The organism is Geobacter hydrogenophilus (assembly GCF_018501225.1).
Classification (GTDB): Bacteria; Desulfobacterota; Desulfuromonadia; order Geobacterales; family Geobacteraceae; genus Geobacter; species Geobacter hydrogenophilus.
This window is the reverse complement of record NZ_JAHCZI010000009.1, coordinates 70108-82470: the sequence shown is the minus strand read 5'-3', so window position 1 is coordinate 82470 and position 12363 is coordinate 70108. Positions and strand designations below refer to the sequence as shown.

The following is a 12363-nucleotide window of genomic DNA, read 5'->3' as shown; positions in this document are numbered from 1 at the left end:
ACCCTTTCGCAGTGTGATGAAAGTATGGGGGCAAATGTAAACAAACCCCCCTGATAAATCAACGTAATATTTGTTCGGTCCGGCTTAACATTTGCTTGGACGATTATGGCGTGCTATTATGCAGAAATTTTTCAGCGGGAGTTCACCGGTAATGGAATTAAATTTTTCTCGCACAAACGGCGAAATCGACAAACTGATCGACACCCTCATGGAGAAGGTCGATGCCATCCATCATCCGGCGATGATCCGGGAGATGATCATTTCCGCCCTCAAGTCCGGCCAGGAGTGCGATTATCTGGCAGACCTGAAACTTCTCAACAACACCATGAAGGAGATGCGTTACACCACCAACGTTTTTGCCCCCTACCGGGAGAAACGGAAGATTACCATTTTCGGTTCGGCGCGCACGGAACCCCAGGAATCTATCTATCAGACTTGTGTCCGTTTCAGCCGTAAACTTGCAGAGAAAGGTTTCATGATCATCACCGGTGGTGGACCGGGGATCATGCAGGCTGGAAACGAAGGCGCCGGCAGCGAGCACTCCTTTGCCGTAAACATCCGTCTTCCCTTTGAACAACAGCCCAATCCCGTCATGCTCAAAAACCCCCGGCTCATCAACTATAAGTACTTCTTTAACCGGAAGGTGGCCTTTGTTAAGGAATCGAACGCCCTTGCCGTTTTTCCTGGCGGGTTCGGCACTCTTGACGAGGCAATGGAGGTATTCACCCTCATCCAGACCGGAAAAACCTCGCCAAAACCCCTAGTGCTCATTGACGATAACACCGGCTATTGGGATCGCTGGTTCGACTTCGTGAAGAATTGCATCCTTGGGAAAGGGTTCATCTCTGCCGAAGACTTCTCCATTTTCACCATAACCCGCGATGAAGATGAAGCAATCCGTGTCATCGAGGATTTCTACCGCAATTACCATTCGCTCCGATTCTTCGAAACAAGGCTCATCATCCGACTCAACAAGGAACTGACCTCCGAACAGATTGAGGAACTGGAAAACGAGTTTCCCGAATTACGATTGCCGGAGACCCGCATTCTCCCCTGCGCTCCTCTCCCTGAAGAGGCCGATGAACCCAACCTGCTGAAACTGCCCCGCATCTCCCTGCAGTTCAATCACCAGCATTACGGCCTCCTCATCGCCTTTATCCGAAAGCTCAATATGTTCTAAATACGGAAGGGAAAAACCCTTGACAACGTAATTATACGCTGTTAATTTTTTAGCGTAGCAAGTTTCGGAAGCTTTACGCAGCAAATGAAAACCAGAACAAAGACGCGCATGCTTTGCGGTTTTCCTGCCCCAAGACTCCGGAAACTTTAGCAACATCCCACGAAGTTCCGGCAATGATCCGGAGGCACCAAAAAAGGAGGTAGGAAAATGGCACAGGGCAAGGTTAAGTGGTTCAACGACGCCAAAGGTTTCGGCTTCATTGAGCAGGAAAACGGGGAGGACGTTTTTGTCCACTTCTCAGCCATCCAGTCCGACGGGTTCAAGACCCTTGCGGAAGGCGAAGCTGTCACCTTCGATGTGGTCACCGGTCCCAAGGGACTCCAGGCAGCCAACGTAAAAAAAGCTTAATCGACTCATCCCCTAACAGACACGAAACCCCGCTGAACAATTCAGCGGGGTTTCGTTTTTTCAAATGAGCGCCTCTATTGAAATCTCAACTGTCAGCGAGAGCAACCGAAGTCTCTCACCGACACCAGATCACAGACTTTCGTGGATTCGCTCTATTTTTGCGTGGAGTCGATTGAGCGCATTGATGTAAGCCTTTGCCGACGCCTCAATTATGTCTGTGGAAGAACCTCGCCCCACAACCGTTTCGTTGCCATCTGTCACCCGCACTGTCACTTCGCCCTGGGCATCGGTTCCGCCAGTAATTGATCCGACATTATACTGCTGAAGCTTCGCCTTGGTCTTGGTCAGCTTCTTGATTGCCTTGAGGGTCGCATCAACTGGTCCATCCCCCAGCTCGGCAGTTCGCACCGCCGTACCGTCAATCTCCATTTGCACCGTCGAAGTAGCGACCGCAAAGGAACCGCACGTGACCGTGATATGGGAGAGCCGGAATTTCTCCGCCGGACGCATCACTTCGTCCGCAACCAATGCGTCAAGATCTTCGTCGAAAACTTCTTTCTTCAGATCAGCCAAGGCCTTGAAACGCTCAAAGGCGCGGTTCAGGTCTTCATCGGAAAGCTCGTACCCAAGTTCCGCAAGCCGCTTCTTGAAGGCGTGACGCCCCGAATGCTTGCCGAGCACCAAAACGTTCGTCTTGAGCCCGATTGATTCCGGGGTCATGATTTCGTAGGTCGATTTCTCCATGAGGACGCCATGCTGATGAATACCCGACTCATGGGCAAAGGCGTTGGCCCCGACAATCGCCTTGTTGGGCTGGACTCCGATGCCGGTAATGGTCGAGAGGAGCCGGCTGGCAGGAACGATCTGCTCATGGGCGACGTTTGTCCTGAAGGGGAGGATGTCGTGGCGGGTTTTGACGGCCATGACGAACTCTTCGAGGGAGCAGTTCCCCGCCCGCTCCCCAATGCCGTTGATGGTGCACTCCACCTGCCCTGCCCCTGCCTGAACGGCTGCAATGGAGTTTGCCACGGAAAGCCCAAGGTCATTGTGACAATGAACCGAAATGACTGCCTTTTCGATATTCGATACGTTCTCCTTAAGGTGGCGGATAATATTAAAGTACTCAAAGGGAATCGTATAGCCGACAGTATCCGGGATATTCACCGTTGTGGCTCCGGCGCCGATCACCGCTTCTACCACTTGCGCCAGGAAAGCCAAGTCGGTACGGACTGCATCTTCACAGGAGAACTCCACATTGGGCGTGTAGGATTTTGCCCGCTTCACCGCCTTGACCGCGTTCTCAAGGACCTGCTCACGGGTCATTTTCAATTTATACTTCATGTGAATCTCGGAGGTGGCGAGGAAGGTGTGGATACGCCCCTTTTCCCCTGCATACTTGAGAGCCTCCCAGGCTCGGTCTATATCCTTGTCGCTGGAGCGGCAAAGGCCAGCGATCTCCGGTCCCTTGATGGTCTGGGCAACCCGTTTGACCGCCTCGAAATCCCCCTCGGAAGCGATGGGAAATCCCGCTTCGATGACATCTACGTTCAGCTTCAGAAGCTGCTTGGCAACCCGCAGTTTCTCCTCAATGTTCATGCTGTTGCCCGGCGACTGCTCGCCGTCGCGAAGCGTTGTATCAAAAATCTTGATGGTCTTCAGTTCCGCCATGGTCTACCTCCCTTTGCGTGATGGATGTCTCATACCACCGACGGGTTGATCAAGGCCGTCAGTGTTCACTTGAGCCCAAAATAAAAAAAGCCTTCGCCCAGACAAGGGACGAAGACTTTGCTCCGTGGTACCACCCTTTTTATCCTCCCCAATGAGTAAAACCCTCACTGAAGCGGACCTCATTTTCCCCTTCACGCGGGCGACGTCTCCGGCTAGGGGACACAGGTAATGTCCGCGTTCACCGGAGCAGCTCCGAGGCGAGTTCATCCGTCCTTATACCGGTTCGCACCACCCACCGGCTCTCTGGAAACTGCACAATAAGGATGAGGACTACTACTCCTCTTCTCTGCCTTTACGATTTGTTCTGTGATAATAGAAAACAACGAGACAGCGTGTCAAGACAATTCCACATGGATTTCGCAAGGTTCCAAAGCTTCAAATCTTGTTTGTCCTAACCAAATTCAAGCCCGCTTCACACAGATCCTTGGATAGCTCATGGCTCTTCCTTGGTGTGTTTGTTATGGATCGCCTTCTCGAGTCTGCGCCGTCGTGGCCAGGTCATCAAGAAACCAACAATACCCGAAAACGTGTAGCAGATGAAAATTAGAAAGAGCATGACGATCGGTTCTGCCGCAATAACCACCAGGAGAAGCACCGCAAGCACGAGAAAGGCAAAGGGCTGGCGTTTGATCAACTCAGGATCTTTGAAGGAGTAGTACCGGAAGTTGGACACCATGAGAAAAGCGAGAAGATAAATGAGGATCAGTATCGCCAGTTTCTTGTAGGAACTGGGCCAGCCGAAGTGATAGAAAAGGAGCACCATGGCCGACACCATGCTCGCAGCTGCAGGGGTCGGCAGTCCCACGAAACGCTTGCTCTCCACCGTGTTGACCTGAACGTTGAAGCGGGCCAACCTGAGCGCCCCGCAGGCGACAAAGAGAAACGCCGCAAGCCACCCCAAACGGCCAAAGGGTTGGAGCGCCCACTTGTATGTGAGGAGTGCCGGAGCGACACAGAAGGATACCACATCCGCGAGCGAGTCGTATTCGACCCCGAACTTGCTGGAGGTGCCAGTAAGCCGCGCAACCTTGCCGTCAAGGCCATCAAAGATGGAGGAGATAAGAATCCAGAGCGCGGCGGTCTTGAAATCGCCGTTCATGGTGGCGACCATACCGTAAAAGCCGGCAAACAGGCTTCCCGTGGTAAAGAGATTCGGAAGGATATAAATCCCCTTCCGCATGCTCTCGCTCATGTCGATTTTTTCACCGTTCATGGCAGTAACCCTAGGATAGTTTCGCCCGCAACGGTCTTGTCGCCCATCCTGACGCGTACTACAGTTTCGCGTGGCAAATAAACGTCGAGGCGGGAACCGAAGCGTATCAAACCGTAACGCCTGCCGCGAACAAGTTGATCTCCCTTGGCTGCGTAGCAGACAATACGGCGTGCGATGAGGCCAGCCACCTGGACAACGACCATCTTCATCCCTTTAACCGTTTCAATGATGAGCCCCGACTGCTCGTTCTCAAACGTTGCCCGCTCGTCTCGGACATCAAGGAATTTGCCCTTGATGTAGAAGGTGTCCAAAACCTTCCCGGTTATTGGCACACGGTTCACGTGGACGTTGAAAACCGACATGAAGATACTGATTTTGGTCATTTCCTCACCAAGGTGCTCCTCGCGGGAAGGTCCAAGGTAGATGACGACGCCGTCAGCCGGGGCAATCACCGCGTTTTCGTCTGCAGAGGTGGTTCGCTCGGGGTTGCGAAAGAAAAAAACGATAAAGAGGGTCAAAGCACCAAAAAGCAACGCCAGGAACAATAACGCGGGTATTTTTGAACCAAGGGCAGCCAGCACCACGGTAATGAACGCGGCACCGACGATAAAGGGGTATCCCTCCGCTGCTATGGGGGTATTTGTGTTGCGCATCAAAGGACCTCAGATTTTTTGACAATCATAAACCAAACCACCGACTGTGACGACATCAATTTCACGCAAACCACAAAAGAGGCCGGATGCGGTTTGGGTGCTCCTACCCTCTCCCGTACCCGGCCTCCCTGTCTCTGCTGCGGTTTCTGCTTAGTTCTTCGCTTTATCGACGATCTTGGAGGCGCCGATCCACGACATCATGGAACGGAGACGCGCACCGACCTCCTCGATCTGGTGCTCGGCGCCTTTGCGGCGCAGGGCGGTGAATACCGGCTTGTTGGCCTTGTTCTCCAGCATCCATTCCTTGGCGAATTGGCCAGTCTGGATCTCTTCAAGAATCTTCTTCATCTCCTTCTTGGTCTCACCGGTAACAACCCGCGGCCCGCGGGTGAGATCGCCATACTCGGCAGTATTGGAAATGGAGTAGCGCATGTTAGCGATACCGCCTTCGTAGATCAGGTCAACAATGAGCTTCGTCTCGTGGAGGCACTCGAAGTAAGCCATCTCCGGCGCATAACCCGCTTCGACCAGCGTCTCAAAACCGGCCTGGATCAGAGCAGAGATGCCGCCGCACAGTACAGCCTGCTCACCAAAGAGGTCGGTCTCGGTCTCTTCCTTAAACGAAGTCTCGATGATACCGGCGCGGCCGCCACCGTTGGCCGAGGCGTAGGCAAGGGCCACATCACGGGAATTGCCGGCCGGGTCGTGGTGGATAGCGATAAGGCTCGGCACGCCGCCACCCTTGGTGTACTCATGGCGAACCAGATGCCCCGGCCCCTTGGGAGCGATCATGATGACGTTCACATCAGGACGCGGCACGATCTGGCCGAAGTGGATATTGAAACCGTGGCTGAAGGCGAGATAGGCGCCCTGCTTGAGGAACGGGCCGATCTCTTCCCGGTAGATATCCCCCTGGGTTTCATCAGGGAGGAGAATCATCACCACGTCGGCGATTTTAACCGCTTCAGAAGTGGGGAGCACGGTCAGGCCGGCCTCGGTGGCCTTCTTGACCGACGCGGAATCCGCACGGAGCCCCACCACAACGTCAATGCCCGAATCCTTCAGGTTATTGGCATGGGCATGTCCCTGGGAGCCGTAGCCGATGATGGCTACTTTTTTCCCCTTGAGTACCCCCATATTGCAGTCTTTGTCATAGTAAATCTTCATTCTTTCCTCCTCGAGTGTAGTGAATCAATTATTACGTTGTATTGCCAGACAAGAATAAAATGTCTGCTAGCCCTTCAACGCCTTTGCACCGCGACCTATGGCCACCGGCCCGGTCCTGACCAACTCCTTGAGCCCCAGGGGACGGAGGAGTTCCAAAATGGCGTCGATTTTTTCCGGAGTCCCGGTCGCCTCGACGGTAAACGACTTGGGGGTTACGTCGATAATCTTAGCCCGGAAAATATCGGCAATCCTGAGGACTTCGGCCCGGGCGGCATCCTCGGCGGTAACCTTGACAAGAGCCATCTCCCGCTCGATAACCTCCCCCTCGGTAAAGTCGATTACCTTGATGACATCGACGAGCTTGTTGAGCTGCTTCGATATCTGCTCAAGAATCTGATCGTCCCCGCGAGTCACAATGGTCATCCGGGAGATGGTCTCATCGTTCGTGGGAGCCACCGAGAGAGAGTCGATATTGAAGCCGCGGCCGGAAAAGAGGCCGGCAACGCGAGATAACACACCAAATTCGTTTTCCACCAGAACGGTGATTGTATGTCTCATGAAAAAACCTCCTGAAGAGCAGGCAAGATCGGAATCCCTGGCGCGCAACCGCACCAATCAGGCATTGAGCACCATTTCATTGAGCGACGCCCCGGCAGGAACCATGGGGAGAACCTTCTCCTCCCGGGCGATCTTGAATTCCATGATAACCGGTCCCGGCGTCTCGAAGGCCTTCTTGATGGTAGCTTCCACCTCGTCGGATTTTGTCGCCTGGAACCCCTTTGCCCCGAACGCCTCGGCAAGCTTGATGAAATCGATGGGAAGCTCCATGCAGGTCTGTGAATAGCGCTTGTCGAAGAAGAGTTCCTGCCACTGGCGCACCATGCCGAGGAAGTTGTTGTTGAGTATGACAATCTTCACGGGGAGTCGATTCTGGACCAGCGTTGCCATCTCCTGGAGGTTCATCTGGAAACCGCCGTCGCCGCAAACAGCAATGACCTGGCGGTTCGGAAAGGCTGCCTGGGCCCCCATGGCCGCCGGCAATCCGAACCCCATGGTCCCGAGCCCGCCGGACGACAGGAGCGTACGGGGCTCGCGGAAACCGAAAAACTGGGCAGTCCACATCTGGTGCTGTCCCACGTCGGTGGCCACAATGGCATCGGGAGCCGAAAGCTCACGGAGTTTCTGGATCACGAACTGGGGCTTGATCACCGAGGATGTCTGCTTGTAGGTCATCGGATGCTTCTGCTTCCACCCCTCGATTTCCGCAAGCCACGGCTCAATCGCCGCATGGAATGCCGCCACTTTGTCACCACTCTCATCAAGGGACTTGAGCATGCGACCAAGCACTTCCTTGACCTGACCGACTATTGGGAGATCCACACGGACGTTCTTCCGAATGGATGTTGGATCCACGTCCATGTGGATGATCTTGGCATGGGGAGCGAAGGTGGCGATCTTGCCGGTCACCCGGTCGTCGAAGCGCGCCCCCACGGCAACCAGCAGGTCGCAGTTAGTCACCGCCATGTTGGCGAAATAGGTGCCATGCATCCCGAGAAGCTTGAGGGAGAGGGGGTCGTCCTCGGGGAAGGAGCCGAGTCCCATAAGGGTTGTGGTGACCGGGATGTGAAGCCTGGTGGCCAGGGCAGTGAGTTCACCGGCGGCATCGCCGGAAATGGCGCCCCCTCCCACGTAGATAACCGGTTTCTTCGCCGCGAGAAGCATGGACACAGCCTTCTCTACCTGTTTCGGGTGCCCCTCCACGGTCGGTTTGTAGCTGCGAAGCTCAATGGATTCGGGATACTCAAACTCGGCCGTAGCGATCTGCACATCCTTCGGCAGGTCCACGAGAACCGGCCCTGGACGCCCAGTGCGGGCAATGTAAAAGGCTTTCTTGATGATGGTGGCGATGTCCTTCACATCTTTCACGAGAAAGTTGTGCTTGGTGCAGGGGCGGGTAATGCCGATGATGTCCACCTCTTGGAACGCGTCGTTGCCGATGAGAGCCGTCGGCACCTGGCCCGTTATCACCACAAGGGGGATGGAGTCCATGTAGGCGGTGGCAATGCCGGTAACCGTGTTGGTGGCGCCGGGGCCGGAGGTAGCGATGGCGACACCGACCCTGCCGGTGGCCCGGGCAAAGCCGTCGGCCGCATGGACACCTGCCTGTTCGTGGCGAGGAAGGATATGGCGGATATCCTTGAAGCTGAAAAGCTCGTCGTAGAGATTGATCACCGTGCCACCGGGGTAGCCGAAAACGGTATCCACCCCTTCACGCTTGAGGCATTCAAGGAGGATTCGTGCACCTGTCATTTTCATAAAAAAACCTCCCAAGAGGGAAATCAGATAATGGAGCGATCTGGTCTGCGGGAACGATTGTGGGAAATCGCTCCTACTCAGCGGTGGTAACTGCGCCGGTGTATGCCGAAGTAACCACCTTGGCGTAGCGGGCAAGCCATCCGGTCTTGATCTTGGGCTCGGGGGCTATCCAGCGGCTGTGGCGCTCCGCGAGGGTCGACTCATCCACAAGGAGCTCCAGCTTCCGGTTGGGGATATCGAGACGGATCCTGTCCCCCTCTTCAACCAGGGCTATGGGGCCCCCCTCTGCCGCCTCCGGGGATATGTGGCCGATACAGGGGCCGCGGGTGCCGCCGGAAAAGCGGCCGTCGGTAATAAGGGCAACGGAATCGCCGAGGCCGAGTCCCATGAGGGTTGCGGTCGGTGCGAGCATCTCCCGCATCCCCGGACCACCCTTGGGCCCTTCGTAACGAATGACCACCACGTCGCCGGACGTGATCTTCCCCCCCATGAGGGCGGCCATGGCGAGTTCCTCCGAGTCGAAACAGCGGGCAACCCCCTCGAACTGCATCATGGGAGCAGACACCCCTGACTGCTTCACCACGGCACCTTTGGGTGCGAGATTACCGAAGAGGACAGCGATTCCCCCCTCCTTCTTGACCGGGTCGGCAACGGGACGGATCACCCGCTCATCCACCGATTCCACGGTGGAGGCCAGTTCACGGGTGGTAAGCCCCAAGACGGTCGGGCTGTCCTTAATGGCGTCTCCGAGTTGCTTCAACACCCCCACAACACCGCCGGCCGCGTCAAGGTCCTCCATGAAATACTCTCCAGCAGGATTCATGGAGGCAATCTGCGGCGTCTCCTTGGAAAGGATATCGAAGGTTTCGAGAGGGAGATCGACCCCTGCCTCCCGGGCAATGGCCAGGAGGTGGAGGACCGTATTGGAGGAACCCCCGAGGGCGAGATCCACCCGGATGGCGTTTTCAAATGCAGCTCGTGTCAGGATCTGGCGCGGGGTAACCCCATTGCGGACGAGATCCACGATCTTCTCACCCGAGGCAAAAGCAATGCGACGCTTGAGGGCCGAAACCGCCAGGGCCGTCCCGCAACGAGGGAGACTCATGCCGAGGGTTTCAGTGAGAATCGCCATGGTGTTGGCGGTAAAGAGCCCCTGGCACGATCCCATGCCGGGGCAGGCGTTGTCCTCGCAGACCTGGAGTTCCTTCGCGTCGATGACACCGGCCTTGTAGCGGGCCATGGCCTCAAAGGTGTCAGTCACGAAGGAGAAGCGACGCCCTTCCACGCCGCGACCAGCCATCATGGGGCCGGCGGTTACCACGATGGCGGGGATATCGAGCCGAGCGGCCGCCATAAGCATACCGGGGGTGATTTTATCGCAGTTGGTGAGCAGCACGAGGCCATCGAGGCGATGGGCTTCGGCCACCGACTCGACCATGTCGGCAATCAGTTCGCGGGTCGGGAGAGAGTAGTGCATCCCCTTGTGCCCCATGGCGATGCCGTCACAGACGCCGGGAATACCGAAGAAAAAGGCGTAACCGCCGCCGCTGTGGATTCCCTTCTCGATAAATCGCTCCAGGTCACGCATTCCGACGTGACCGGGGATAAGGTCAGTGAAGCTGGTGGCAACGCCGATGAAGGGTTTTGCCATCTCGCTTTGGGGAACCCCGGTTCCCTTGATGAGGGCTCGGTGCGGAGTCCGTTCGATCCCCTGCTTTATCGTGTCACTGCGCATCTGAAAAACCTCTGCTGTAAAATCAAATGGGGTGGTACCCAAGAAGAGCCTTCGATCCGACCAACTGTTTCGCGAGCATAATCCAAAATTCAATCATCTCAAACAGATCGAAGTACAAAAGGAAAGTGTGAAAATAATACATCCGGGTGGGACTGTCAACACCATTAAAATGGCGTTATAGCGTTTCCCGCATCATTCTTGACAGTTCGGCCTCGGATGGACGGATGTAGGTGGGGTTCAGGAAAGGCAGTGGTGTAAGCGCGCCAGAACGGAACACCTCGAGGGCAAGAACCGCACCGGCCGCCGCCCGAGGCTGATGGCAGTGGGCCGGCGCAAAAACGGCACGGTCGCCAAGGGTCTCCACGATAAGTTCGTGGTATCGGAGCGCCCCATTGCCGACAAAAAGAGCCGGACCGTCGACCAGAGCCAGGAAGCGTTCCGGAGCCATGACACAGTCGGCATGGAGTGGTTCGGGAAGTGAGCCACAACGGTAGATCCCTGCGTAGACTTCCTTTTTCCGCGCATCGAAAAGAGTGCAGACAGGAAGTGAGTTGACCGGGAGGTTAAGTGCAAGCATGGCGAGGGATGAAAAACCGGCCACCGGTTTTCCCGTTGCCAAGGCAAGCCCCTTGACGGTCGACACCCCGATGCGGACACCAGTGAAAGAGCCTGGCCCCAAGGCAACCCCGAAGCCATCCAGATCGGCAAGAATGAGCCCGGCATCGCGAAGTATCGTGTCGATCGATGCAAGGAGCCTCTCGGAAAGGGTACGCTCGCTGTCAAGCAGGGACTCGGCAATGAGGCGCCCACCGATGGCAAGGGCCACACTGCAGGTTGAGGTAGAGGTGTCGACGGTAAGAAGCTTCACTACCCGTTCCCCACGAGGTAGCGGGCGATATCGTTGTAAAAGGCAAGCACCATGAGCCCGATGAGAAGCGCAAGTCCAATCTGCTGTGCAATTTCCCGAGCCCTCATACTTACCGGCCTCCGGAAGATCAACTCCCAAAGGTAGAAAAAGAGGTGACCACCATCGAGAATCGGGATGGGGAGAAGATTGAGTACCCCCAGGTTCACCGAGAGGAGCGCCATGAAGGCAAGGAAGCTCACCCCGCCAGCCTCAGCCTGCTGGCCGGCCATCTTGGCAATCATAATCGGGCCACCGATGGTGTCGAGGGGGATGGCCCGCTCAATGATCCTCACCAGGGAAAGGGCAGTCAGTTCGATAACGTTCCAGGTCTGGACACTCCCCCGGGAGAAGGCTTCACCGGGAGGATAGCGGTCAATAACCGTCTCTCCCGCCGCAACCACCCCTATTACGGGTGAGGTCACGGTTTCACCGAGGAGATTCTTACCGGTCCTCATCTCGGGTTTAAGCTGGAAAGCCTTCGTCTCCCCGCCGCGCTTGATCTCAACAAGGAGGGATGGTCCTTTTGATGACGCGATCTCCGTGGCCATTTCCTCCCAGCGATCAACCTTCTTGCCGTTCACAGCAGTAATTCTGTCGCCCGCAACGATGCCAGCCCTGGCCGCCGGCTTGTCCTTGACCACTTCGCCGATTTTGGTGGTCGCGGAGGGGACACCTACCATGAATACCGCAATGAATACGAGCCAGGCAAAAATCAGGTTGAACCCGGGACCTGCCACCACAATCCCAATACGCCTGAGGGGCGATTTTTCCCCAAAGGAACGGGCCTTTTCCTCGTCAGAGAGTTCGTCACCCCCACCCTCGCCCACCATTTTTACGTATCCCCCCAAGGGGAACGCGGAAATGAGGTACTCGGTTTCACCCATCTTCTTTCCGATAAGCTTAGGCCCGAAGCCGAGGGAAAACTTCTCGACCCCGACGCCAAAGAGCTTGGCAAAGAGGAAGTGCCCAAACTCGTGAACAAAGATGAGTATGCCGAGAACAATAATTGCCGAAACGATACTGGTCATCTGGTGCCTCGATAAAGGTGACGGACAT

Annotated in this window: 11 protein-coding genes and 1 other annotated feature; of the genes, 2 read left to right on the top strand and 9 right to left on the bottom strand. The window is 55.9% G+C overall.

The window, feature by feature from the left end:
- Positions 1–151 precede the first annotated feature (151 nt).
- Together KI811_RS13720 and KI811_RS13715 are read left to right on the top strand one after the other, a co-directional pair.
- Positions 152–1180, top strand: a complete 1029-nt coding sequence (locus tag KI811_RS13720) for an LOG family protein (RefSeq protein WP_214187044.1) — start codon at positions 152–154, stop codon at positions 1178–1180.
- A 207-nt stretch (positions 1181–1387) separates the two neighbouring features.
- Positions 1388–1588 carry a cold-shock protein gene (locus tag KI811_RS13715; protein ID WP_004512101.1) on the top strand — a complete coding sequence of 67 codons (201 nt, stop codon included), beginning with the start codon at positions 1388–1390 and terminating at the stop codon, positions 1586–1588.
- Positions 1589–1717: 129 nt separating this feature from the next.
- Here the strand turns inward: KI811_RS13715 and KI811_RS13710 are convergent, their stop codons facing one another.
- The 9 genes from KI811_RS13710 to rseP all read right to left on the bottom strand — a co-directional run bounded on the left by KI811_RS13710 (position 1718) and on the right by rseP (position 12335).
- Complete coding sequence (locus KI811_RS13710) at positions 1718–3256, bottom strand: 2-isopropylmalate synthase (RefSeq protein ID WP_214187043.1); 1539 nt, start codon at positions 3254–3256, stop codon at positions 1718–1720.
- A 101-nt stretch (positions 3257–3357) separates the two neighbouring features.
- Positions 3358–3612, bottom strand: a binding site (T-box leader).
- A 137-nt stretch (positions 3613–3749) separates the two neighbouring features.
- Positions 3750–4529 carry a CDP-diacylglycerol--serine O-phosphatidyltransferase gene (pssA, locus tag KI811_RS13705; protein ID WP_214187042.1) on the bottom strand — a complete coding sequence of 260 codons (780 nt, stop codon included), beginning with the start codon at positions 4527–4529 and terminating at the stop codon, positions 3750–3752.
- Positions 4526–5182, bottom strand: a complete 657-nt coding sequence (locus KI811_RS13700; protein ID WP_214187041.1) for a phosphatidylserine decarboxylase family protein — start codon at positions 5180–5182, stop codon at positions 4526–4528. The genes pssA and KI811_RS13700 overlap by 4 nt, the downstream gene beginning before the upstream one ends.
- 150 nt (positions 5183–5332) lie before the next feature.
- On the bottom strand, positions 5333–6349 hold the full coding sequence (ilvC, locus tag KI811_RS13695; RefSeq protein WP_214187040.1) for a ketol-acid reductoisomerase: 1017 nt from the start codon (positions 6347–6349) through the stop codon (positions 5333–5335).
- 66 nt (positions 6350–6415) lie between these two features.
- A complete protein-coding gene (gene ilvN / locus KI811_RS13690) occupies positions 6416–6907 on the bottom strand; it encodes an acetolactate synthase small subunit (protein WP_214187039.1) in 492 nt (163 codons plus the stop codon).
- Positions 6908–6964: 57 nt separating this feature from the next.
- Complete coding sequence (ilvB, locus tag KI811_RS13685) at positions 6965–8665, bottom strand: biosynthetic-type acetolactate synthase large subunit (protein WP_214187038.1); 1701 nt, start codon at positions 8663–8665, stop codon at positions 6965–6967.
- Positions 8666–8738: 73 nt separating this feature from the next.
- Positions 8739–10400, bottom strand: coding sequence for a dihydroxy-acid dehydratase (ilvD, locus tag KI811_RS13680; RefSeq protein ID WP_214187037.1), 1662 nt, complete (start codon positions 10398–10400; stop codon positions 8739–8741).
- A gap of 175 nt (positions 10401–10575) precedes the next feature.
- Positions 10576–11268 carry a tRNA (adenosine(37)-N6)-threonylcarbamoyltransferase complex dimerization subunit type 1 TsaB gene (tsaB, locus tag KI811_RS13675; RefSeq protein WP_214187036.1) on the bottom strand — a complete coding sequence of 231 codons (693 nt, stop codon included), beginning with the start codon at positions 11266–11268 and terminating at the stop codon, positions 10576–10578.
- A complete protein-coding gene (gene rseP / locus KI811_RS13670) occupies positions 11268–12335 on the bottom strand; it encodes an RIP metalloprotease RseP (RefSeq protein ID WP_214187035.1) in 1068 nt (355 codons plus the stop codon). Before rseP ends, tsaB begins: the two co-directional genes overlap by 1 nt.
- Positions 12336–12363 lie beyond the last annotated feature (28 nt).